This is a genomic window from Sphingomonas sp. HMP9, from assembly GCF_013374115.1.
GTDB lineage: Bacteria > Pseudomonadota > Alphaproteobacteria > Sphingomonadales > Sphingomonadaceae > Sphingomonas.
The window spans coordinates 2,151,984-2,173,729 of the sequence record NZ_AP022673.1 but is presented as its reverse complement, the minus strand read 5'-3'; the positions used below and the strand labels follow the sequence as shown (position 1 = coordinate 2,173,729).

Below are 21,746 nucleotides of genomic sequence, written 5' to 3'. Positions count from 1 at the left end.
TTCGTCCCGCCAGAGATCGTTCTGTTGATTTTCACTGAGAGTTGACCCGGAGTTTTCATCGAGAAGTGACCCGCGTCGAAGGGTTCATGTCATGCCCGCGGGGTTGCGGGTCAAGGTGAGGCTTTGTCCTTTTTCGGTTTGTCGGCCTCGGACCGGACGCGGAACCGGAAGCTGTCGTTGCCGGTCTCGACGATGTGGCAATGGTGGGTAAGGCGGTCGAGGAGCGCGGTTGTCATCTTGGCGTCGCCGAAGACGCCGGCCCATTCGCTGAAGCTGAGGTTCGTGGTGATGATGACGCTGGTCTGCTCGTAGAGTTTGCTGAGCAGGTGGAACAGCATGGCGCCGCCCGAGGAACTGAACGGCAGGTAGCCCAGCTCGTCGAGGACGACGAGATCGAGGCGAAGCAGGCGCTCGGCGAGCTGCCCGGCCTTGTTCATGGCTTTCTCCTGCTCGAGCGCGTTGACCAGGTCGACGGTGGCAAAAAACCGGACCTTCCGGCGCCGGTGCTCGATGGCCTGCACAGCGAGCGCGGTAGCGATGTGCGTCTTGCCGGTGCCGGGGCCACCAATCAGGACGACGTTATCGGCGCCGTCGATGAAATCGCCCTGATGGAGTTGGCGAACCATGGTCTCGTCGACTTCGGCGGAGGTAAAATCGAAGCCGGTCAGATCCTTGTACGCCGGCAGCTTTGCAGCCTTGATCTGGTAGGCGATGGATCTGACTTCGCGCTCCGCCATCTCGGCCTTGAGCAGCTGAGACAGGATGGGAACGGCCGCATCGAAGGCAGGCGCGCCTTGTTCGATGAGGTCGCCTACGGCCTGGGCCATGCCGTACATGCGAAGATCGCGCAGCATGACAACGACCGCGGCGCTGGCGGGATCATGACGCATGGCGCACCTCCTTCATAAGCGTGTCGTAGCGGCCGACATCGGCTTGGGGTTCACGTCGCAGGACGAGCGCCTGTGGGGCATCGATGGGCGTGACGCTGGCGGTCTTGCCGTCGACCAGCCGATGCAGGATGTTGAGAATGTGGGTTTTAGTGGCGACGCCGGCCTCGAGCGCTAGTTCGACCGCGCACAGCACCGCTTGTTCGTCGTGCTGGAGCACCAGTGCCAGGATATCGACCATCTCCCGGTCGCCGCCCGCGTGCTTGAGCAATCGCTCGCGCAATTTCCGAAAGGCGTCGGGCAATTCGGTAAAGGGCGCACCATTTCGCATGGCACCCGGCTTGCGCTGAACCACCGCCAGATAATGGCGCCAGTCGTAGATAGTCCGTCCTGGCGAGCTGTGCGCCCGGTCGATCACCCGGGCGTGCTCGCACACCCTGCGCCCTTCCGCGACCACGACGATGCGCTCAGGGTAGATCCGCAGGCTCACCGGCCGGTTCGCGAAGGAAGCCGGGACGCTGTAACGGTTGCGGTCGAAATGCACGAGGCAGGTCGGCGATACCCGCTTGGTATGTTCGACGAAGCCATCAAACGGGCGCCCCGGTTTCATCAGGTCCGCCACTTCTTGCGCCCATACCTCGGCAACGGTGCCGGGAAGGTTGCCGTGCGGAATCTGTGCCCACTGTGCGATACACTGCTCTTCCAGCCATGCGTTGAGCGCAGCAATGTCGGAAAGTTCGGGCAGTCGCTGCCACAGCCGGCGACGCGCATCCTGGACGTTCTTCTCAACCTGACCTTTCTCCCAGCCCGATGCCGGATTGCAGAATTCGGGTTCGAACAAATAGTGGCTCGCCATCGCCGCGAACCGCGCGTTGACCTGCCGCGCCTTGCCCGTGCCGATACGGTCGACCGCGGTCTTCATGTTGTCGTAGATCCCGCGCCGCGGCACTCCGCCCAGCACCCGAAAGGCATGCTGGTGCGCATCGAACAGCATCTCGTGGGTCTGGAGCGGATACGCTCGCACGATGAACGCCCGGCTGTGCGACAGCTTGGTGTGCGCTGCCTGCAGCTTCACCCGTTCGCCGCCCAGGATGGCCCAGTCCTCGCTCCAGTCGAATTGAAAGGCTTCGCCGGGCATGAACACCAGCGGCACGAACGTGCCCCGGCCCGTCGTCTGCTCCTGGACCTGACGGTCGGCCTTCCACGCCCGGATGAAGGCCGCTACCCGACTGTAGGACCCGTCATAGCCCAGCACGACCAGGTCGGTATGGATCTGCTTGCCCGTACGCCGTTGCTTGCGCGATTTGCCAGCTTCCGTCTTCAACCATCCCGATAGCCGGTCGGCGAACGGATCCAACTTGCTCGGCCGGTCGACCACTTCGAACTTCGGCTCCACCGCGTCCGACCGCAGGTATTTGCGGATCGTGTTACGCGACAGCCCCGTACGTCGGGTTATCTCCCTGATCGACATCCCGTCCCGGAATGCCCAGCGCCGGATCACGCTCAGTAACGCCATGTCTATCACTCCTTGATCCCCCGACAGCCTGCCGGGGTGAGGTTGAGACACGGGTCACTTCTCGGTGGAAATTTATGCCTTCTCCGGGTCAGCTCTCAGTGGAAATCAACACCTACGCCGACGATTTCACCTTCAAGGGGCAGATCGAGAAGGCGGCCAAAAGCCGAAACATCGGTAAACATGTTGCCGTCACGGCACAGACGGGGGGCTTGGAGGAAGTCCGGATCGACGTGCATTCCGGTGACCGGGTGGTGGAGGTCCGCAAATCGTACGGTGCGGAATACACAGTGGGGCGCGATGACGTCACACTGAATGACATCGACATCAAGGATGGCGAGAGTGGGAAGTGGTGGGGCTGGGTCGGTCTCAAGCGCGAGCCCGGGGCATTCAAGAACGACAGCACGCGGGCGATCCGGGTCAGGGTCAGGAACATCCAGATCGACGGCACCCAAATCATGGGCGAGCTGTTTTCCCAGGTTCCCGACGCAAAGTCCTATGGTCGGTTCAACGACTGGTACGTGGGGGAGATCTTCGTCGATCCGACCTTCGTCATACCCAACTCCCGCCGCGACGGTTTCGAGGAGGACGTCAACTGGGAGACGCTGAAGACCGAGATCATCGAGTGGTGCGATGAGTTGGGAAAACGGGCCTACGAGATTTCCAAAGCCTCGCAGCATTCGATCCGACGTCTGGCTAAGGATGCCAAGGACATCGAAGATCGCGCGAAGACGCTGACGAGCGCGCCGAAGGTCGATACCGACAATCTTCTGCTCGTCTCCACCGACGTGACCAAGCTCCAGCGGCGAGTGAGCCGAGCCTTCAAGTACGCGGACATGGAGAACGCGTCGCAACTCAGGTCGTTGGAGAACCGGCTGCTCGATACGAAGACCCGGGCCGTTCGAAAGCTCGGCGTGAGCGTCAACGTCGAGAAGGTCCGCGAGGAGGCTCAGCACGAAGTTCTGCGCGAGTTGATGGACGCATTTCGCGAGCAACTGGATCAACGCAACTTCTCGGAGGTGTCCCGGGTCGTCGCCTCCGTCGCTGGCACCTTGGATTTTAGTTAGCGCCGCGCCGACCGTGTCATCCCATGACACGCACCTGCCACGCCACGTTCCGAAACGGTTGCGCCGATCAATGATCCACGGCGCGGAGTTCCTGCATTGCCACCTGTAAAGCGACCGGCCGATCCTGGCGCGTTGAGCGTCGAAGGGGCGAAACCCGGGAAATCCTTGTGCACCGTTCCAAGATTCTGGACCACACGTCTTGCTTGAGATCCATGAAGCGGATCCGGCACTGATCTTCGCATCTGATCGCGAAGGTCCAGGAACGCATGTCCTGCTCATCGGCATAGGCGAGTACGATCACCTGATCGACGGTGTGAAGGAGAAGCTCGAGCTTGCCGACGGCATGGAGCAGCTAGACGCGCCGCCGCAGTCGGTGAAGGCGTTGGCAGATTGGTTTCTCGACGGCAACTTCGTGAATGACGAGCGTCCCCTTGCCAGCCTTGCCATGGTCGTATCCACGCCGGAGCCGTACCGGTATGAGCATGCGGCGGCCACCATTCCGAACGCGGACCTGCCGGACGGAAGCACCGAGACCGTACTGGCTGCGATCCGGGCGTGGCTATCCCGCGCGTCCAGCTCAGAGGAAAGCCAGACGATCTTCTACTTTTGCGGTCACGGCGTGCTTTCCGGCACGCAGACCCTTCTCTGCCGCGATTTCGGGGCCGTCACGGAGGACCCGTTTGATCAATCGGTGAACTTCGAGAAGTTCCACGCCGCCATGGCGACGAAGATCCCGGAGTATCAGATCTTTCTGGTCGACGCTTGTCGGACGTCGGACTCCGTCGTCGACATGACGACGCAGCTTGGCGGAGTGGGGAGACGCGTACTCAATGGTTCGAGCATCAAGGCTCGTGGTGGGACGCCAGCACGTCAGAGCATCCATCTCGCGACTTCCGACCTCGCGAAAAGCTGGGGACGGGTCAACGGTCTCAGCCTGTACGCCGAGGCGCTTCTTCGCGCTCTGAGCGGCGGCGGCGCGCAACGCGATCTCGACATGTGGGTCGGGACGGACGGGTTGCAGACCGCATTGGGCACCTACACCGCACGCCTGGCAAAGGCGGCGGGTGTCGAGCAGGAGCCGGATAGGATCAAGTCGGGCCGGTTCAAGATCCATAAGCCGGCGCGCGTACAGGTCCCCGTCTACCTCACCTGCAACCCGTTGGAGGCATGGGGATCGAAGTTCACCCTCACGACCCAGCGCGACGGTGGCGATGCGCGGTCCCATGAACATGACCCGGGTAGCAAGCCCGATGCCCGGGAGATGGAGATCCTGTTGGACCCGGACAAATACAGCTTTCACGCCATCTTCGGCGACGATGCCCCCTTCACCGAGGGCAATGGCACCACCATGGTGTTTCCGCCCGAAGTGCCGTTCGACCTCTCGATTACGAGGAGACTGCCATGATCGACGGATCGTTGAGCCTCAGGATACTCGGGGAGGGAGGCGGAACGAACCCGTACGACGTCGTGGCCCGGATAGAACGACTCGCGCCGCACGGCGCGGACATGTCGGCGCTTGATCTGATCGTTCCTTCAAGCGGAGAGGGTCTCAAGGTCCCCCTTCAAGCCGGCAGTTACAACGTTCAGCTCTTTCTCGCATCCGGGCGCGTGTTGCAGCAGGCATTCGAGATGGAAGCGGGAGCCAGCGTCCCGCTGACTTTCCAGGAGCCCTCGGCCGGTTTCGCCGGTTTCAGTCTGCAGGCGGCATCGGGTGTGGTGTCACTCGCAGACATATTGGAGGAGGCGGTCAGTGATCGGCCCCGATCGGAAGCGACGATTTCGCTTCCCAGAACGACTTCGAACGGGCGGGTCGCCGCGAGTAAAACCGTCCCTTCGACCGTAACCAGTCGAGGCGCGGTCGGCGGACGCGTGGGTTCGCGGACGGCGCGGTTCGCGGCTGGCGGTCTCCGGCCTCAACAAACCGTCGCTGCCCGAGTGGGAAGCAGCCACTCCAGAACTTCCGACCTGGCGAAGAAGCGCGCAGAGGACAGGAAGGCGCCGCGTACCGGACGGACAACTGAACGTCCGGTCGGGTTGGGCCTCGCGCCGAAAGGCACGTTCGACGGCATGAACAGCTGGCGAATACTTTCGGACGGACCCTCGAGTTGGAGTTCGGGAGGAAAGACCTGGTTGGCGCCAGACGCGGACGAGGTCCAGCCAGGTGCGTCCATCTGGCGGCTAGCGCCGGACGTCGTTCGCGGGGATGCCGCCGGGACGCGTGTGTGGGGTCTGGTGCGTGGGGCCAAAGGGTTGGAGGCCGTGTCGATTCCCGCACCCTGGCGTCGTGTCGACGGGGGCTTTTCGCCGGTCGACATCCTCGTGGATGCCAGACTGACCGGTCGCGCGAGCACCTCCGTGGCGATCCACGACGCCGAGTTCGACGGGTTACTAACCTACTTCGACCGCGGCCGTCTGGCGGCGCTCCGCCCCATGATCGCGGCTCTGGAACGGAATGGCTCCATCGAGCGCAGGATCTACGGTAGGATGGCGAACCCTCTTGCCGCGTGTGCCGCAGCCTATGTCGGTTTGGCCGTGAGCGACCCGGATGAACAGGACCGTTGGACCGCATGGCTCCCGGACATCGTCCGGCTGTTCCCGTGGTTGCCGGACTGCGCGATCGTGAACGCGCGACACATGATCCTTCGCCCAGGTGCCGCGGAAGACGGTGCGTTGATCATGGCCGCGTTGGAGCAGGCATACGAGGCGGGGGTGCCGTACTACAGCGCAGGGCTTCTGCTGATGCGCGAGATGCTTGAGATCCTCGCGACTGACCATCCGCGTGCCGCAACTCTGCTGAACGATGTGGGTCCCATAGCGGCGCGGTGCGACCCGAAGCAGATGTTCACCGTACTGCGTTATCCAGAGGCGAAGCAGTGACCTTTCATCTTTCCGTACTGCCGGCTATGGACGGAGATTGTCTGCTCCTCACGTTCGGAGTCGACGGGAACTGCCGACACGTGGTGATCGATGGTGGCCGGGCCAGCGCCTACGCGCATCTCAAGAAGCGCTTCAAAGCTGTAGCGGGCGACAAGGGCGAGGTGGAACTACTGGTCCTGACGCATATCGACGCCGATCACATCGACGGCGTCCTCAAGATCGCCAATGACGACGCACAGCCGTTGCGGCCCAAGCACGTCTGGTACAACGGATACGACCAGATGGCGGGCATCCAGCCGTTCGGCTTCGCCCAGGGAGATGAATATTCGCGACTGATCGGCGAGCGCGAGTGGACTCTGAATTCCGGATTCGACAGTGGGACCGTGTCCGTCGAAACAAGCCCGAAGCCATTCGACCTCGAAGGGCTCAAGATCACGATCCTCTCCCCCGATCTGGCGAAGATCGCAGCCTTGCGACGCAAGTGGTCCTCCTGGCGAACTGCCGAGGCGGCTCGGATAGCGGCCCGCGAAGCGGCGCCAGCCGGGCTTCAGTCGTTGGGAGGCGGCGAAATGCCGACTGTGCTCGATGTTGCCAAACTAGCTTCCGCCACCCCTGAGGACTCGGAACCGCCAGACGGCTCCAGCATCGCGTTCATCGCGGAATGGCAAGGCCGCCGGGCACTGTTCGCCGGAGACGCCCATCCGGACCTTCTGGTCTCGTCGATACAGCCGCTCGCGGAGGCGGCTGGAGGCCGGCTGCCCATAGACCTGCTGAAGGTCTCGCATCATGGCAGCAAGGGCAACACCACACGGGCGTTTATCAAGCTACTCGATTGCCGGCGCTTCGTGATCTCGACCAACGGCAAGCGGCACGGTCATCCGGATCCCGAGGCGATCGCGAGGCTGCTTGCATATTCATCCGGAGAGAAGACGCTCTACTTCAACTACCGGACGAAATGGAGCGGTCCGTGGGATGCCGACGCTTTGAAGCTCGAGCACGACTTCACCACCGTCTACGGCGATCCCGACGGGGCGTTGGAAATCGACATCTGATTCACTCGAACGGAGCTAGTGTATTGCAGGATATGCATAGCATTATGCGTTGCATATCCTGCAATGGGGCGTATACTTCTCCCATGTCGTCGCAGCCCCCATCTCTGATCGAGCTCGTCGAGAATGAGCGCAGGGATAACGGCCTCACGCAAGCCGAGGTCGCCGACGCCTGCAACCTCACTCAGGGCCACTACAGCAAGCTCGCCCGCGCGGCTCATCGACCTAGCCGGCGTGTCACCGAGGCGCTGACGTCCTGGCTCGACGCGCGCGGCAAGCCATCCACTCGAGACAGGGAGAGCGTTCGGATCGCTTCGCTCATCGCGTCCATTCAGAAGGATTGCGTCGAGTTGGTCCGACTCGTGGGCCACCGGCGCGACCCAAGTCGACGATGAACATTCGGCAGACCGCGTTCTTTGCCGTGCTGACGCGTCGGATTGAAAGCAACCAAGGGCGGTGCTACCGGGCTACCGGTGGCCGACACTCTACACGGAGGGACGGCGACATGGCGAAGAGGAACACATTGAACAAGAAGCTGATCAAGTTCATCGCGGCAGGGACGACGGTGCCAGTCGTCATCCTCCGCGGCAAGGATCGGGATAGCGTAAATCCTGGCCTGTCGGAGAAGGCTGTCAGCAAGATCGAGCGTTACGAGATGTCCAGCCAGCGTGCCGAGCAGCGGCTGGGCACCATCCGGCTCCGCTGAGCGAGCTCGCTGACCACTCTGCATGCAATCCACTTACGCATACGCGGACCTCGAGTCCGAAGACTGGGAAGCGGTGCGCGATGACCTGGATCCGAAACGGCGCAGTGACCTGCTGTCCGGACTTCTCGAATCGTTCAAGCAGGCCGGCGCCGTCCACCTCCTGGAGGAATCCTCCTACATCGATCGCGACTTTTCCGCCGCGTTCGGAGCGTTCTACTCGACGCTCCATCGGCAGCGACCCAAGCAGTGCCGACGGATACACTTCTTCGCGTCCGATCTGAGTCGCGTCTGGGCGTCCTCCGATCCGGCTCAGATCGCGGTCAGCCTGCAGGAGGAGGGCAGAGGCAATTACCTGGGATACATAGTGGTACGCCCGCTTGCGCATGCTCCGGTCAGTCATGCTTTGGTCTCGTGTAGACACGGGCTCCCGGACGGCGCCGAGATCGCGGTGCGCTCGGTCTATCGGGTGCACCTGCTGGGCGCTGAACTAGAGGTGGAGGGCGCGCCGCTCACAGAGCAGGGCACACTCACCGGTTCATGTGCGCAGGCGACGATATGGGCGGCGGGGCGTCACCTGCACAACCGCCATTCGATGGCCTGGTTTTCCGTCATCGACATCACCGAAGCTGCGATAAAGCCAACGGATTCGGCGTTGTCGATGTCGCTCCCGGTCGGATCCGAATCCCTGAATGCTGACAACATCGTGCGTGCGTTGCGGTCGATGGGCCAGCATCCGGTCGTCTACCAGTCGGAAAACAACGTATGGGACATCCCTCACACCCGTACGATTTCGCAATATCTCGACTCCGGCATCCCCGTCATCGTCGGCTTGAAACGGGAAGATCGGGTCGGACACGCCGTCGTGGCGGTGGGCACCGTCACGGAACCCCTCGCGCCGGTCGCGGAAGCCGAACCAGCGCCGTCCGACCGCACGATCCACATCCTGGTCAATGACGACCAGCGCGGCGCCTACCAGTTGCTGCCGGTGACGAGGGAGGCGACATCGCCGACCGGAGCGGACCTGGATGCCCATGGATCAGGCGCAGATGAGACTGAGCCGGCAACCACCGAAGCTTCCATGGACGACGCGATCTTTCTCATAGTGCCTTTGCCAGGCAAGGTCTTTCTGAAGGCAGAGGTCGCAGAGGCCATTGCCCGCGACAAGGTCGAGCAGATGGTCGAAGACCGTAAGAAGATGCTCAAGCTGGCCAAGACGAAACGATCGGGACCGACCTGGGACGCCGACCCGGAATTTTACGGCCGTGATCCCACAACGCTGCTTGCCCGGACCTACCTGACGAGCGGTTGGAAATATAAGCATCGGATGATGCGCAACACGGCCGCGCCCGAACTGCTCGACGAGATCGGGGTCATGCAGCTCCCACGCTTCGTGTGGGTGACGGAGTTCTCGCTGCCCGCCGACATCGTGGATCCGGACCCCTGCAAACGACTGGTTCGCGGCCATGTCGTGATCGACGCGACCGGCAACAGGTTCGATGACGGAGCCGTCCTGCTGGCCCATATCCCCGGCATCTTCATGGGGGAGGCCTTCGATGGCGATAAGCCGGGTGACGAGGCCGCGACCCGTCTCCGCATCATCGGCAACGACCGGGCATATTTCCCAAAGGTGCGAGGATGGCGCGACTTCACGGAATGCGCGATCCAACCTGCGACCGCGGCCTGAGTAGAACCGATCGCATCCGTCTGAAATGGTCTGAAGCGAACGCCAAGGTCGATCGGGAACGTCGGAGCTCCGAACGATCGCAGGTCTATCTCGGCATCGATCCCGCCGCCGGACGGATGGCCGCCTCGCCCGCGGCAACCCTTGCTTCCAGAACCGTGATCTCGCGCCGTGCCTTGCGGATCGAAGCCTCGGTGGCTTTGAGCTGCGTCCTCATGGTCATCACCTGTATATTCACGAGGTAGAAGCCGAGAACAATCATCACGCAGGCCGAGAACCAGACGATGCCACGTACTCGCCGCGTGGTCGAGACAGCCGCCCCGGTCATGACGACCGCGCCTGCGACCGCCCCCATGCCAGAATGCACGCCGGTGAGCCCGGTACCGGCCTTCCCTCGCTCCCGTGCCCTGATCCGCTCGGCGGCGATCACGATGCCCACCGTGAACATGATCTGCGAGAGCGGGGTGGGTAGCTCGAGAAGGGACGCCTGCCATTCCTCCCCCAGCCTCGTCCGTCGCGTCTCCGGCAGGCGCCGCACGGCTGTGGTGAGGAAGCGGAGTATCAGCTTCGGTGCCCAGTTCTGCGCCTCCTTGCCGACCCAATCGGTCATCAGGGCGCCAAACCCAGCGAGCACCAGTCCAGCCAACCAGCTCATGCGGATGCCAGACGCGAAAGAGGGCCCAACTGCGCCGCCGCCGCTCTTCTCACGAAGGCGAGACCAAGGTTCGTCATCGAGTAGAAGCGACGTCGAGGACGACCAAGCTCGCTGGGGTCAGTAGTCTCCCATTCGCTCGAAACCCACCGAGCATCCTCCAGCCTCAACAAAAGCGGATAGAGCGTTCCGGATGCCAACCCGGTCAGACGGCCGATCTCAACACCCGAAAGTCCAGAACCCGAGATGAGGCAGTCGAGAACTCGTGCTGTCTGTGGCGTAAGGCGGGGTGGTTTATCTGCCATGCAATGTAGATACTCTACATAGGGGGGTAGTCAAGCAGGATGCGGCCGTGCTGGCAAGACGGCAGGTCGGATCAGGTTGCCAACGGCGGGGGCTCGCACCGGAACCAAGGCCCCGCCGAATCTCGTGCAGGGGACATGGTCAAATGTCTCGTAGACCTAAGGGCAGGGGCCTCTCCGGGTTGATTGTTCGACCTTGAGCCCGCTCGTGACTTCGCCTCGAGCTGACGCCAGGATATTAACAAGCGGGTCCCCCCTCCCTCCGGTGTCTGTGCGGTCTAACCACCGGCCAACAGATGCGGTCGGGCCCAACCAGCCAGTCGCCCGCTTGTCATGACCACACGGCGTTCTTCCGAACCGCTCGTGCACGTGCTCATGAGTTCGGCGCGGTCAACCGGGATCTCGTAGCCATCCCCCGACGGAACCGGCGCAGCGGCTCGTCTGCGCCCGGCACGGCTGCCGTGGCGATCATGTTTCTTAATGACTTTGCTTCAAGTCGCCTGGCGGGGCGCTTTTTCTTGGATCACGCAATGGAGCGGAAAAAAGATCCTGCGCCCAACAAGCTGGGCTGGAAAGGTGAAGTCTCATGATGCACACAACGATCGATACGCCGGACGTCCAACTCGCCAAGCTCCTGATTGCCCGGAAGCTTAAAGATGATGGGATCGACATGGCCCCGGAGAAGATCGTCGCCACATTCAAGAGCGAGACCGGTCGAGACACTCGGATTCGATTTCGGTACCCCGCCGCGAAGGTGAGAGTCACCGTCCAGTCCGTGGTCAGTGATAGCGACGAACTCACGTTCGCGGACATCGTAGAGTTGGTTGAGGAGCAGGCGTCCAGCTATCAACGCATGCTCGACTACCACGATGTGCTCGAAGAGATCATCGCCGAAACGAAGGTCGCCGCAAAGCGGGAGATCGCGAAGGCGAAGCGGCGCGGCCTCGCATGGAAGCTACTCGACATCCAACCCCCTACGGTCGAGGCAGGATCAAACCCAGTCCCCAGTGTAGAAGTGACCATCGAGATGCTGAGCGCGGCGCTCGTTCCCAACCGCTACAGCGTCGTCGCCCAATATGGCGAGGCCATCGTCAGCGATCTGACGGACGAACGGGTCGTTCTCAGTCAGACCGTTCGCAGCGTTCGCAAGAATTGGTTCGACGGCGTCGGAGCGGCCGGCGCGATCGACGCCGTGGCCCTGACGGCTCTTCGCAGCAGCGGGCAGGACGTTCCCGCGGTGATAAGGCGCATGCGCGAAAGCGAGAACGGCTTCGTTCTACATTGCGACGACCTGTCACTGACCCTCCGTTGGGCAGACGGGCTCATCAAAGGGAGCTTCGCGATCACCGATCAGATCTCCTACACGGACTCTAGTCTCTCACTTCGGGGGCCTGAGAAGCCGGCTTCCACGCTTGGTCTATCCGGCAAGCCGGCGAGCGTCATAGTTGAAAGTCCCCTGCTGGAGGGGGCGGTCGTCATTGACGCGGCAGACTCCGCGGGAATCTCCAAAGTCACCCTCGAGCCTCGCTTCCACGTGTTCGACGCCGAAACGCTCGAACCGCGCGACCAGCTCTTTCCGTTGTGATGACCCGAGGCGTGCGTCGGCGGCAGTGTCCGAGACGCACGCCGGTCGATGACGGGCTGCAGTTGCATTGCGGCACGGCGCGTCGCGCGTACTGCTTGTGATCGAAGGTGTTCGACGTGTCGGACATCAAGGCAATGCCCGGTCACGCGCCGCGGATCGTCGAGTTGCGCCGACGAGCCACATAACTTGAGGGAGGCGCCACGTCATACAAGCGCGCTAGAAACGTGGCAGCTCGCGGTGGTTCGGTGAGGCAAGGCGTAGGTAAAATCCTCGCACCTATTCATCTGCGCTCGCCACACTGCTGAAGAATGTGACCCTATGGCGGCATGGTGCGACCCTAAGCAGATGTTCAGCGTGGTGCGTTATCCCGAGGCAAGGCAGTGACCTTCAAATCTCCATACTGTCCGTGGGGGACGGCGGCCGCCCACCCTCCAAACATCTGGCGTTGACGTCCATGTCTCCTAGCGTAGTCCGATATCCAGCTGTTCCATGCTTCCGGCATGCAGCGGACTGTCCAGTATCTCGCTTCGGCCCCCACGCTCGATGGATGCCGACATCATCAGTTTCGTCTGGGCACGGCTCGCGCCGAGATATACCCTGTTGACGTAGCGTCGCCGGGCGCCCTGGCTGAGCATTTCGTCCCCGAGGTCGGACTGGTCGACGTGAAGCAGGTACACCGCATCGAACTGAAGCCCCGCGACGTACTCCGGCATGCTGAATATGCAGCGCCCCCTCGCGTATTGCACGCCTTTCAGATCCTCCCGCGTCGTCAGGGACACGTACTTGCCGGCGATGCGAGATGCTTTGAGGTAGCGTTCGAAGAGATAGTCGTTCAGGCACAGCACCGCGACCTTGCGGCCGCCGATCTTCCTGGCGTCGGCGGTTGCCTCCTCGAATACGGCATCGAGAAGATCCTGGTCACGCGCGTAGATCTTGAGCAATGGAACCGGCCCGATCGCCTGCTCGGAGGAGGCGATGTGAGTGTCGTATTCGCCCTCGAGGTCCATCGCCGGGAATGACGCGTCGAGGTCCTGCAGGAGTTTCGTGATCTGCGGCGTCGAGCGGTAGTTCTCCTTCAGGTCGATCATTGCCGAGACGCCCACGCCGGGGTTGCGGAACCGCTCCATGCCGCCGCCCAAAGCGGCATCCGACGTGCTCTGCTTCAAATCATAGGCCATCAGCAATGGCCATTTGCCCGATTTCCGCGCGCGGGGATGGAATATTCCCTGCAGCGTCATCGCCTCGTTTCGGCTGAAATAGTGATATTCATCGACGAAGATGACATCGAACCCAAGCTTCTCGCGAAGCTGCTCCCACTCATGAGTCGTAAGATAGCGGCCGAAATCAGCCGTCATCTGATCCATGCTCAGGAGACGCTCGTGCTTGAGCAGGGCGCGATAGGCGTCGTGTATCTCGAGCACCGCCTCGCGTTGAGCTTTGGTCTTGAGCTGCATCTGCCATGGCTCGCGGGGGCCACTCAGATAGCGTTCGGCGTCCGACGTACCCTTGCGGATGTTCTCCGCATCGAGAACGCCGGCGAATTCGTTCATCAGATCGTCGACCAGCGCCGCCCGCCGCTCCGCAGACGACAAGGTATCGAGGAATTCAGCCTCGTCGGAAAGTACGTCGAGTACGATCCTTGCATAGTCGATGATCTTCCTGATCGAATCCTCGATCAGGATCTTCTGGTATTCTCGGCCTTCCTGCCCGTCCAGGGACAACGGTCTGAGCCCCTTCTGGGCGTAGCTCAGCCGTTCCTCGGCCAATTCATACAGCGTGCCGACCCACAGCTTTGGTTGCCCGTCCACCGTCTCACTCGTGCGCCATCTTTCGGTCGGATCCAGGGCGGAGAACATCCCCCTGATGACATCGTGCGCAAGTGCGGAGCTGTGCGTCAGGAAAGCGAACGTCTTGACGTTTCCGTCGTTGAGGTCCTCCAGAAGGTCCTTGATGCACTTGATCGTCATCGCCTGCGTCTTGCCCGTGCCGGCCGCGCCCCGCAGCCTCACGGGCTGGTCATGAGACTTCTCGACGAATGAAAGCTGATGAGGATTGAGCTTGCGGTCGAGCCATTCCTGCAACGTCGCCGCACCCGAGATCTGACGGCCCAGGGGTTCGCTCAGCAGTATGCCGAACGAACCGACGTCCGGACTCGGTGGCGTTTCGGCCAACGCCGCAGCTTCGAGGTTCTCGATCGCCCGCTCGTACAGAGCATTGTCCGGAGACACCTGGGACAACGTCTTCGGGCCGTCGGTCACGGCATATGCGAAGAGATCGCGACCGTCGCCGGCCGACTGGTCGAAATAGAGCCTGACCTTCGATCGTTTGCCGACCGGCTCGCCGTAGACCGACAGCCGGGCACCATCATGATATGGCTGCCACTGGACGGGTAGCGCGATGTTGCGATCGAACTTGCGCAGTGCGACGCGGAGAACCCGTTCGAACCTGGCCTGGGGCATCGCGGCGGCCGCGAAGACGCCGTCGGGGCCGGTGTTGACCACCAGAAGACCATCGTTGATGTCCGCCTTCTCGGACAGCAGATAGACGATGTTTCCGACCACGGCGCGCCGTAGCCCGGCCGTGTTCTCCGGGAGGCCGAACTCGCCGAACCAGTTAGACTCGATCATCGCCGTATCGATGATGGCGATCGCGCCCTCGTCGATTACCAAGGCATCGTAGGACATCGTCAGGCTCCAGTGAAAAGGCTTTCGGCGGCCAGAGCCGCCGCGGACTTTGTCGCGTCCTCGAAATGCGTGGGCAGGCCGATGCGCGAGAACAGGAAGGCGAGCTTCTGGGTCACCGCGAACCTGATTCCGTCGGTCAGGCACCCCACGCGGTGCAGAGCATCGGGTTGACCCTGGACCCGCGCATCGACCTCGCTCGCGAAGACCTCATGCGCGTGAACCGTACGTATGAAACGGAGCAGCGCGACATAGCCGAACCCGCTCGCGCCGGGCAGTTCCGGAAGCAGGAAGAAATCCGGAAAGCCACCCCCGCCAGCCAGGGCGGAAGTCAGATCGGCGCGTTGCTTCTCGTCGGAGTCACCAAGAGTCGTGCGGAGCGCACGCCATTGCGCAAGCGGCGTGATGTGACCGCCGACCCCCAACGCACACTGCAACGCGTTCAAATTCAGGACGAGCTTGGCGTCAAGCGCCTTGCCCGTCCGGTTCACGGCCTTGTCAATCGATTTCACGGATCTCCGCCTCAGCCAGTCGAGCAGTTGGTCGCCTCGAAGCTCGAACGGGAGTTCCGAACGGCGCATCACTCCCGCGAGGGCCTGCGCCGCGGCGGTCGCCTGCTTCTTCACGAACTTCTGAAGCTGATCGGGTATCCAGACCCGCTCGAGGTACGTCCGCGTGGTGACGACTTCCACGAAGGTCAGACGGTCCGCAGCCTTTGCCTGGGCGATGTCGCAATCGGCCGTGATGATCAGTCCGAACTCGGGATCATCAGGACTTCCTGCTGCGAACTTCCGAAGAATGTCGCCTTGGGCGTACGGTCTGTCGTCCCGCACCGTGGACCAGTACTCGTCCTGACGTGGTCCCTCCAGCGCGGTTGCGGCAGCTGGCATGTCGATCATAGTGGCGTCGACAGCGAGAACGACGACGCGTTTGCGCTGAATTCAGCTGTTCCAGGCATGTAATGGCTCCCCTGCACGGGACGGATAACGTGCCTGGATGCCAAGTCCACCCGATCGGTTCAGATCGGTTTCAATTCTTTGAACCTGATAAGCACCATGCGCTTGGCGAACGGCCGTTACGAAACGCCGGTAGCACACGAGTTGATGATCCGATCCCTACAGCGTCCGGTATGGCCAACGTAGCTGCGACAAAGGCAATGGAAAGCGGGATGCCGCAAGGCAACAATGGGTCCGCGTCGCCCGCGTTCGACGACGACCGCATTCTCGTTCCTGACGAATGCGGTGATTTCCATCTGCACGGTCGCAGATCATGCCGGCGCGAAGCAGCAGTCAGTGTTCGGTATCGTCCGACGCGACCGCGCCCATGGTCATCGCCAGGAGCGATGCGCCGCGCTGTTCGTGATCGAGTTTAAGAAGCCGAACCCAATGGGCAATGTGCTTACCGGCTGCCTCGACGCCTCTGCGCTGCAACTGCGGGGTCGTCAGGTTCGTGTCGTTCTGGATGACGGAGGCGATCGACAACGCGAAGAAGTCGATGATGTCGTCGGCGATCAGTGCTTCGTCCGGCGAGTTCGCCGCCAGGTACTGCATGACGATAGGCATGATCTCCTGAAACAGGTCGATCTTGGCTTGGTCGTCCACTTTCATGATGTTCATCCGAACGGTTTGCCCGAATCACTCGAGCTCGCATAGGCTGCCGTCATGGAAAACGACCTATCTGAGTTTGATCTTCTCGGCCAGCTTCGAGCCCTGATTGAGCAACGTAACGAAGCGGCGGAAGCGTTCGACGTCTTCAAACAGGACGCCGTCATGGCGCCGGCGGCTGGTTCGGGAATCGGCGAAGCGTCGTCGGACGAAGCCGCGAAAATAGCCGCCGAGGAAGTCGATACTTTTACGTCGCAGACCGAAGGCCTGATGGTGAGCGCGACCGACGACGAGCTTCTCGCCGCGTATCAACAGACCGAGGGTGAGGTAGGAGACCTGGCTGCCGAGACGCTCCTCGACGAGATGCGACGTCGGAACCTCGATGAGTGAGGCGCGGGCGCGACAAACCCATCGCTCTCGGAAGGGGATCGAGGTTGCGCTCGCCAGCTTGCTCTTCGTTGCCGGTGCCGTATCGACAGTAGCGACGAAGTAGGAATGTTCTGATGTGTAACCGCGCAAGGTTCGACGGCGAACCCGAAACCATCACCGAGCGCTTCGGTGCGAAGTGGCTGACCGACAGGCCGATGGACAACCGCTTCGATCCGAAGGAACTGCGACCCTTCGGCCGGGCCTATGTCGTGCGGAACGAAGGCGATCGACCTGGGCTCGACTTGATGGAATGGGACGTCCTGGCGGGGCAGGGGAAGCAGGCCGGCCGCAAGGTCGCGCAGACCAACGTACGCACTCTTCACCTCCCTCAGTGGCGTTCGCTCGTGAGCGATCCTGCCAACCGCTGCCTGATCCCACTGACGGAGTTCTGCGAGTGGGCGCGCGAGCCCACCGACCTCGGCGACGGCAAGAAGCCGATCAAGGGGGAAATGTGGTTCGCGGTTTCCGATCAACCCGTATTCGCTGTCGCGGGCTTCTGGCGACAGGTCGGCGACCAGCGCTATTTCGCGATGGTCACATGCGATGCGAACGAACTGGTGGCGCCGATACATCCGAAGGCTATGATCACGATCCTGCGGCCGACCGATCACGAGCGCTGGCTCGCCGGCGGATATGACGACGTGCTGGCGTTGCAGCGGCCATATCCGGCCGATCAGATGACTGTGCGCGGCCCGGTGTTTCCGACGCGCGGAGGTTCGCCTCTTGGTTGAACAGACGGCCATGTCCGATCGGGAGGTCTGGGAAAAAGCGTCGATGATCGCGGCAGAGTTCGGAGACGATGATCCCGAACAATTCGCGGCCAGGCTCTTCGACATCCTTCGAGACACCGCCAACCCGCAGGACTGGCGTCGGGTCGCCGCTGCGGTGGATGTGATCGCCGCCGCATCCAAGCAGTAGCGCGGTCCCTGACCAATAGTTTGGCTCCGTACCGTCGTCCGTGCGTTTGGGCGATGAAGGAGTCTGTCATGGCGAACAGAGAGAAGATCACGGACGGCGCAAATGAGCGGGCTATCGACGAGCCGATAGCGGGCACGGCGCCGGGCATTCCCGACGAAGCATTGCTGCCCGGCGAAGAGTTGCCGGAAGAGCCGAGTGACGAGGAAGTCGCGCGCATAGCGGCGAAGCTCGGCGCGCCAGTGCCCGAACAGTAACAGGTCAGGTCTGCGATAGTCCGAGATTCGCGGTATCGATGCGGGGGGCTTCGTCGGCAGATTCGTAGCGGAGGGTCCACCGCGGATATCCGCCCGGTGCAATCTCCGTATCCGGCAGCCCGACCGGATCGTTACCGGTCTCGACCCATCCCGCACCACGGCACCGATCGCAGGCCGTGCGTTTGCAGCGGAAGCTGACGAGATCGATCTCCGCGTTCCACTGTCCTCTGCCCTGACAGACCGGGCACATGGCATCCAGACTACCCTTGCGAGGCTGGAGCGGAACGATGTCGAACGCATGAGGACTGTCGGGGCCGTCGCAATAGACGATGTTGCTGGCGTGGGGCATGCGTCGTACTCGCGGCGCTGCAGGCCAAATGCAATACGGTCTCGCTGCGTTCAGGCTCGAACCGTTGGCACCTGCGCTATGTCCGTTGTCCACGCCGGCGACCGCATCTCCGATCGCATCTTCCACTCGCGCTTGAACCCCTGCGATGCCGTTACCGCCGTCCACGTCCCGAACCTTGCGTTTATCGCGTCGAGCGCGCCCATCAGTCGGTCCCGCTTGGCCGTATCCTCCTCGAACAGAGTGCGCGGCCGCTCGTCCTCGGGCAACAGATCGTCGAGCATGATTCCAGCCTTCGTATAGGCGTAACCATCGCGCCACGCCTTCTCCGCACCGCGCCTGGCTGCTGCGATCAGTTCGAGGCTGTCGTTCGTCATCGGATGAAGGGTCACCATCCTCGATGCGCCGTACTGCGGACGATCTGGCTTGTGCTTGTTGGTGTGGAAGAACGCGGTCAGCCGGGCAGAAACCAACCCGTGCGATCGCAGCTTCTCTCCTGCCCGCAGCGCATACTGCGACAACGCGCCCATCATCCGTTCGAAGTCGCAGATCGGCGTGCCGAACGACCGGGTGACGGCCATGCCCTTGCGGCGCGGCTCAACGGACTCGACCGCGTTGGACGGGACGCCGCGCAACTCGGCAACCAGCCGCTCAAGGACGACCGTCCCGACGGCGCGAGCCTGCTTCATCGGCATGTCTCGCAGGGCGCCGGCCGTGTGGATGCCGAGATCAGTGAGCTTGCGCGCAGTCGCACCGCCGACGCCCCATACGTCGCCGACCGCGAAGGCGTGCATCACATCCGCAGTCGCAGAGTTCTCTCGCAATCCACTCTGTCGCCGGCATGTTGCGGGCGACCAGCTCCTCGGCCTCGAGCCATGCCCGTATGAAGGCGGCGCGTTCGTCTCCCGGCTGCAGCCAACAAAGTCGCCGCCGCACACGGCCGAGATCGCTGTCATCGTCGATATCTTCGTCGCCAATGCGACGCTCGGCCATCTCCGAAGCTGCAAGCCAAAGAAACTCGCGCGAGCGCCGCCGCCATCGGAGTTCGGCCAGGGGACCACTCAGATAGAACAGGATATCGTTCCACGCGAATGTCCGGTGGCGCAACTCGTCTACAGGCGAAGCTCCCGCCGCTTCCATGCGCGACGGTTGCCACTCCGCCATCGTGTCGACGTAGCCCAGCACATCTCCATGACCATCGCCGACGGACACAGAATATATCGGCGGACCGTGCGGTGTGAGCATCCTAGCAGCTACATGACCTGCCTCGTGCATCGCCACGGCTAGCCTCGTCGGGAGCTTTGCCAAAGTCGTCTCCAGTCGGGGACGACCCAGCCGGGCTCCCTGTCTGATCTATTCTAGGATCGACGGGTAACTTCAGGAAGCAGATGGTCGAGCTGAAGGGTTGACGACGGTCAGTCGGGTCTTCAATCGACTTTGCAGCGCAGCGCATTGCATCCGTCCGCTGCGGGCAACGTAGGTAGATGCGAGCGCCCCTATGAACGACCAAGGCAGGAGGCGTCTCGCTACGATGTAGGATTGCCTTAAGTCCAGGGATCCACCTGAATTAAGCGGGCGTCACACGATGATCGACTGGTAGTGACCCAGCCGTCGAGCGTCAGAACCAGGTCGATTGACCGAGACGTCCTAGACGAGGTCGAAGTCGATCTTTCTCCGCGCGCCGTCCACCGCGACAAGGCGTGCGTCGATCCGGTCGCCCGGGGTCAGTCTATTTGCCGCGATGCGGGTGAGTACCGGCAGATCGCGCAACTGGATGCGGGCATGCCGCGTATCAGCGTCTACGACGATCGCAGGAAACGTCCTACCCACCTGGCCCGCGAGCATCACGGTCTCGGCGAGATCGAGTACCGCTCGATCGATCTGACCCTGCCGCGCGCCGGCGCGTGCCATGACGGGCGGCAGCTTCTCGAACGCCGCGGCGATGGGATCGGGGACCTCACGGCCGTTTGCGATGGCGAGCGCCGCCATGACGACGTGGCGGTCGGCGAATCGTCGCAACGGTGCCGTCGCGTGGGCGTAGGTCGCGCCCATCGCTGCGTGCCAAGGCTTCGTGTCGGATCGATAGGGCTCGTAGCTCGCCCCGGACCCGGCACGCCGGATCGCCAGCATCATCGCAGCGCCACCAGGGGGCGCAGGGTTCAAAGTCTGTTCGAAGGTTTGAAGCGACATATCGTCTGGCCAGAAGATGCCCATAGCGGCAGCCGTAGCGCGCAGACGCGTCACCGTTTCCGTGTCAGGTTCGGGCATGACCCTGAACAACCCGGTGCGATGCGCGAGCATCGCGTCCGCAACGGCGAGGTTGGTGGCAAGCGACAGCGCAGCGTTGTGATCCTCGGAAACAAGCCGCGGCCGGAAGGACAGCGCAAATCCTCCGCCAGGCACCGCTTCCACCTGCTGCTCCGGCGGGTCGACGCGCGAGGCGCCGCGGCGGCGCTCCGCCTCGGCAATGCGTTGCGCCAGCTCGTCCATCTGCAGTGGCAGATCGGAGGCGCGGACGCCGTCGTAGGCCAGCTTGGCCCGACTGCGGATGATCGCGCGTTCCACCCCGTCGAGTTTCACCCCGCCGTCAGGTGCGACGCGAACGATGAATACGATCGCAGGTCGCGGACCGTCCGGCAGCAGGCTCGCCGCATGTTCGCCCAGGATCGGGGGATACAGGCCGGCCTTTCCATCGGGCAGGTACAGCGTCTCTCCGCGCGCCCACGCCTCGGCATCGATCACGTCGCCAGGCTCAACGAACCAGGCCACGTCGGCGATGGCATAGCGCAGCAGAAGATCCTCGCCGCTCGTCTCGATGCAGAACGCCTGATCGAGATCCGTCGAAGTTGCCGGATCCAGCGTAACGAAGGGTAGATCGAGCCTGTCGATGTGCGCCGTAGGAACGCGCCGCGCCGCTAGTTCCGCTGCAGCCAGCACGTCCGCCGGGAAGCCTGATGGAACCTGGAATTCGGTGCGGATCGCGGCAAGTCCGGCGTCAAGCGCGTGATCGGGATCGACAAGTGCTTTCATCGGACTCGCCTATACGCGAGGTCCACATCCAGAATACAGTGACCAATGACGGCCTGAGCCTACGGCTCGCAAACGCATGCAACGTCAGGGCCGCTAATCGCCGACGAAGACTTGTGAGGTTGGCGACGCGGAAACGTCCGAGGGAGGCGGCATCGCCTCCAGATG

The 21,746-nt window shown here is 62.5% G+C and carries 24 protein-coding genes; 13 read left to right on the top strand and 11 right to left on the bottom strand.

Annotation, left to right across the window (positions count from 1 at the left end; translation table 11 throughout):
• Positions 1 to 110: 110 nt before the first annotated feature.
• Positions 111 to 890: an IS21-like element helper ATPase IstB gene (istB, locus tag HMP09_RS09625; protein WP_176499042.1), complete on the bottom strand. Its 780-nt coding sequence runs from the start codon at positions 888 to 890 to the stop codon at positions 111 to 113.
• Positions 880 to 2,403 carry an IS21 family transposase gene (istA, locus tag HMP09_RS09620; protein WP_176499629.1) on the bottom strand — a complete coding sequence of 508 codons (1,524 nt, stop codon included), beginning with the start codon at positions 2,401 to 2,403 and terminating at the stop codon, positions 880 to 882. Before istA ends, istB begins: the two co-directional genes overlap by 11 nt.
• A 98-nt stretch (positions 2,404 to 2,501) precedes the next feature.
• Here istA and HMP09_RS09615 point away from each other — a divergent pair, with 98 nt between their 5' ends.
• The 7 genes from HMP09_RS09615 to HMP09_RS09585 all read left to right on the top strand — a co-directional run bounded on the left by HMP09_RS09615 (position 2,502) and on the right by HMP09_RS09585 (position 9,783).
• Complete coding sequence (locus HMP09_RS09615) at positions 2,502 to 3,467, top strand: hypothetical protein (RefSeq protein ID WP_176500180.1); 966 nt, start codon at positions 2,502 to 2,504, stop codon at positions 3,465 to 3,467.
• Between the two features lie 199 nt (positions 3,468 to 3,666).
• A complete protein-coding gene (locus HMP09_RS09610) occupies positions 3,667 to 4,872 on the top strand; it encodes a caspase family protein (protein WP_176500179.1) in 1,206 nt (401 codons plus the stop codon).
• Positions 4,869 to 6,344, top strand: coding sequence for a hypothetical protein (locus HMP09_RS09605; RefSeq protein ID WP_176500178.1), 1,476 nt, complete (start codon positions 4,869 to 4,871; stop codon positions 6,342 to 6,344). Before HMP09_RS09610 ends, HMP09_RS09605 begins: the two co-directional genes overlap by 4 nt.
• The gene (locus HMP09_RS09600; protein ID WP_176500177.1) at positions 6,341 to 7,396 is read left to right on the top strand and encodes a ComEC/Rec2 family competence protein; all 1,056 of its coding nucleotides are present in this window, start codon (positions 6,341 to 6,343) and stop codon (positions 7,394 to 7,396) included. Before HMP09_RS09605 ends, HMP09_RS09600 begins: the two co-directional genes overlap by 4 nt.
• Before the next feature lie 83 nt (positions 7,397 to 7,479).
• A complete protein-coding gene (locus HMP09_RS09595; RefSeq protein ID WP_176500176.1) occupies positions 7,480 to 7,788 on the top strand; it encodes a helix-turn-helix domain-containing protein in 309 nt (102 codons plus the stop codon).
• A 110-nt stretch (positions 7,789 to 7,898) separates the two neighbouring features.
• Positions 7,899 to 8,099: a hypothetical protein gene (locus HMP09_RS09590; protein WP_176500175.1), complete on the top strand. Its 201-nt coding sequence runs from the start codon at positions 7,899 to 7,901 to the stop codon at positions 8,097 to 8,099.
• A gap of 22 nt (positions 8,100 to 8,121) precedes the next feature.
• Positions 8,122 to 9,783 carry a hypothetical protein gene (locus HMP09_RS09585; RefSeq protein WP_176500174.1) on the top strand — a complete coding sequence of 554 codons (1,662 nt, stop codon included), beginning with the start codon at positions 8,122 to 8,124 and terminating at the stop codon, positions 9,781 to 9,783.
• Between the two features lie 85 nt (positions 9,784 to 9,868).
• Here the strand turns inward: HMP09_RS09585 and HMP09_RS09580 are convergent, their stop codons facing one another.
• Together HMP09_RS09580 and HMP09_RS18675 are read right to left on the bottom strand one after the other, a co-directional pair.
• Positions 9,869 to 10,435 (bottom strand): hypothetical protein, encoded by a 567-nt coding sequence (locus HMP09_RS09580; RefSeq protein WP_176500173.1) that lies wholly within the window; start codon positions 10,433 to 10,435, stop codon positions 9,869 to 9,871.
• Positions 10,432 to 10,737 carry a helix-turn-helix transcriptional regulator gene (locus HMP09_RS18675; RefSeq protein ID WP_176500172.1) on the bottom strand — a complete coding sequence of 102 codons (306 nt, stop codon included), beginning with the start codon at positions 10,735 to 10,737 and terminating at the stop codon, positions 10,432 to 10,434. The genes HMP09_RS09580 and HMP09_RS18675 overlap by 4 nt, the downstream gene beginning before the upstream one ends.
• Before the next feature lie 458 nt (positions 10,738 to 11,195).
• Here HMP09_RS18675 and HMP09_RS18540 point away from each other — a divergent pair, with 458 nt between their 5' ends.
• Positions 11,196 to 11,324, top strand: coding sequence for a hypothetical protein (locus HMP09_RS18540; RefSeq protein WP_269473557.1), 129 nt, complete (start codon positions 11,196 to 11,198; stop codon positions 11,322 to 11,324).
• The gene (locus tag HMP09_RS09570; protein ID WP_176500171.1) at positions 11,321 to 12,319 is read left to right on the top strand and encodes a hypothetical protein; all 999 of its coding nucleotides are present in this window, start codon (positions 11,321 to 11,323) and stop codon (positions 12,317 to 12,319) included. Before HMP09_RS18540 ends, HMP09_RS09570 begins: the two co-directional genes overlap by 4 nt.
• A 461-nt stretch (positions 12,320 to 12,780) precedes the next feature.
• Here the strand turns inward: HMP09_RS09570 and HMP09_RS09565 are convergent, their stop codons facing one another.
• From HMP09_RS09565 to HMP09_RS09555, 3 genes are all read right to left on the bottom strand, one after another.
• Positions 12,781 to 15,003 (bottom strand): UvrD-helicase domain-containing protein, encoded by a 2,223-nt coding sequence (locus tag HMP09_RS09565; RefSeq protein WP_176500170.1) that lies wholly within the window; start codon positions 15,001 to 15,003, stop codon positions 12,781 to 12,783.
• A 2-nt stretch (positions 15,004 to 15,005) separates the two neighbouring features.
• Entirely contained in the window at positions 15,006 to 15,899 is an 894-nt protein-coding gene (locus HMP09_RS09560; RefSeq protein ID WP_176500169.1) for a hypothetical protein, read from the bottom strand.
• A 390-nt stretch (positions 15,900 to 16,289) separates the two neighbouring features.
• Positions 16,290 to 16,616, bottom strand: coding sequence for a hypothetical protein (locus HMP09_RS09555; RefSeq protein WP_176500168.1), 327 nt, complete (start codon positions 16,614 to 16,616; stop codon positions 16,290 to 16,292).
• A gap of 45 nt (positions 16,617 to 16,661) precedes the next feature.
• Between HMP09_RS09555 and HMP09_RS09550 the strand changes: the two genes are divergently transcribed.
• The 4 genes from HMP09_RS09550 to HMP09_RS09535 all read left to right on the top strand — a co-directional run bounded on the left by HMP09_RS09550 (position 16,662) and on the right by HMP09_RS09535 (position 18,205).
• The gene (locus HMP09_RS09550; RefSeq protein ID WP_176500167.1) at positions 16,662 to 16,994 is read left to right on the top strand and encodes a hypothetical protein; all 333 of its coding nucleotides are present in this window, start codon (positions 16,662 to 16,664) and stop codon (positions 16,992 to 16,994) included.
• Positions 16,995 to 17,107: 113 nt separating this feature from the next.
• Complete coding sequence (locus HMP09_RS09545) at positions 17,108 to 17,764, top strand: SOS response-associated peptidase family protein (RefSeq protein ID WP_176500166.1); 657 nt, start codon at positions 17,108 to 17,110, stop codon at positions 17,762 to 17,764.
• Entirely contained in the window at positions 17,757 to 17,951 is a 195-nt protein-coding gene (locus HMP09_RS09540; RefSeq protein ID WP_176500165.1) for a hypothetical protein, read from the top strand. Before HMP09_RS09545 ends, HMP09_RS09540 begins: the two co-directional genes overlap by 8 nt.
• 68 nt (positions 17,952 to 18,019) lie before the next feature.
• The gene (locus tag HMP09_RS09535; protein ID WP_176500164.1) at positions 18,020 to 18,205 is read left to right on the top strand and encodes a hypothetical protein; all 186 of its coding nucleotides are present in this window, start codon (positions 18,020 to 18,022) and stop codon (positions 18,203 to 18,205) included.
• Between the two features lie 4 nt (positions 18,206 to 18,209).
• On the opposite strand, the gene HMP09_RS09530 is transcribed toward HMP09_RS09535, so the two are convergent.
• The 4 genes from HMP09_RS09530 to HMP09_RS09520 form a co-directional block, all read right to left on the bottom strand.
• Positions 18,210 to 18,554 (bottom strand): hypothetical protein, encoded by a 345-nt coding sequence (locus tag HMP09_RS09530; protein WP_176500163.1) that lies wholly within the window; start codon positions 18,552 to 18,554, stop codon positions 18,210 to 18,212.
• A gap of 50 nt (positions 18,555 to 18,604) precedes the next feature.
• The gene (locus HMP09_RS09525; protein WP_232090164.1) at positions 18,605 to 19,345 is read right to left on the bottom strand and encodes a DUF4113 domain-containing protein; all 741 of its coding nucleotides are present in this window, start codon (positions 19,343 to 19,345) and stop codon (positions 18,605 to 18,607) included.
• Positions 19,281 to 19,763 carry a hypothetical protein gene (locus tag HMP09_RS18405; protein ID WP_232090163.1) on the bottom strand — a complete coding sequence of 161 codons (483 nt, stop codon included), beginning with the start codon at positions 19,761 to 19,763 and terminating at the stop codon, positions 19,281 to 19,283. The genes HMP09_RS09525 and HMP09_RS18405 overlap by 65 nt, the downstream gene beginning before the upstream one ends.
• 435 nt (positions 19,764 to 20,198) lie before the next feature.
• Entirely contained in the window at positions 20,199 to 21,581 is a 1,383-nt protein-coding gene (locus HMP09_RS09520; protein WP_176500161.1) for an RNB domain-containing ribonuclease, read from the bottom strand.
• Positions 21,582 to 21,746: the final 165 nt, after the last annotated feature.

Bases quoted from the DNA above. Each gene is read 5' to 3' on its own strand.
- HMP09_RS09535 (WP_176500164.1), top strand. From the start codon at position 18,020: ATGGCGAACAGAGAGAAGATCACGGACGGCGCAAATGAGCGGGCTATC.
- HMP09_RS09555 (WP_176500168.1), bottom strand. From the start codon at position 16,616: ATGAACATCATGAAAGTGGACGACCAAGCCAAGATCGACCTGTTTCAG.
- HMP09_RS09560 (WP_176500169.1), bottom strand. From the start codon at position 15,899: ATGATCGACATGCCAGCTGCCGCAACCGCGCTGGAGGGACCACGTCAG.
- HMP09_RS09580 (WP_176500173.1), bottom strand. From the start codon at position 10,435: ATGAGCTGGTTGGCTGGACTGGTGCTCGCTGGGTTTGGCGCCCTGATG.
- istA (WP_176499629.1), bottom strand. From the start codon at position 2,403: ATGGCGTTACTGAGCGTGATCCGGCGCTGGGCATTCCGGGACGGGATG.
- HMP09_RS09595 (WP_176500176.1), top strand. From the start codon at position 7,480: ATGTCGTCGCAGCCCCCATCTCTGATCGAGCTCGTCGAGAATGAGCGC.
- HMP09_RS09605 (WP_176500178.1), top strand. From the start codon at position 4,869: ATGATCGACGGATCGTTGAGCCTCAGGATACTCGGGGAGGGAGGCGGA.
- HMP09_RS09550 (WP_176500167.1), top strand. From the start codon at position 16,662: ATGGAAAACGACCTATCTGAGTTTGATCTTCTCGGCCAGCTTCGAGCC.
- HMP09_RS09590 (WP_176500175.1), top strand. From the start codon at position 7,899: ATGGCGAAGAGGAACACATTGAACAAGAAGCTGATCAAGTTCATCGCG.
- HMP09_RS18675 (WP_176500172.1), bottom strand. From the start codon at position 10,737: ATGGCAGATAAACCACCCCGCCTTACGCCACAGACAGCACGAGTTCTC.
- HMP09_RS09570 (WP_176500171.1), top strand. From the start codon at position 11,321: ATGATGCACACAACGATCGATACGCCGGACGTCCAACTCGCCAAGCTC.
- HMP09_RS09520 (WP_176500161.1), bottom strand. From the start codon at position 21,581: ATGAAAGCACTTGTCGATCCCGATCACGCGCTTGACGCCGGACTTGCC.
- HMP09_RS09585 (WP_176500174.1), top strand. From the start codon at position 8,122: ATGCAATCCACTTACGCATACGCGGACCTCGAGTCCGAAGACTGGGAA.
- HMP09_RS09530 (WP_176500163.1), bottom strand. From the start codon at position 18,554: ATGCCCCACGCCAGCAACATCGTCTATTGCGACGGCCCCGACAGTCCT.
- HMP09_RS09545 (WP_176500166.1), top strand. From the start codon at position 17,108: ATGTGTAACCGCGCAAGGTTCGACGGCGAACCCGAAACCATCACCGAG.
- istB (WP_176499042.1), bottom strand. From the start codon at position 890: ATGCGTCATGATCCCGCCAGCGCCGCGGTCGTTGTCATGCTGCGCGAT.
- HMP09_RS09525 (WP_232090164.1), bottom strand. From the start codon at position 19,345: ATGCACGCCTTCGCGGTCGGCGACGTATGGGGCGTCGGCGGTGCGACT.
- HMP09_RS09565 (WP_176500170.1), bottom strand. From the start codon at position 15,003: ATGTCCTACGATGCCTTGGTAATCGACGAGGGCGCGATCGCCATCATC.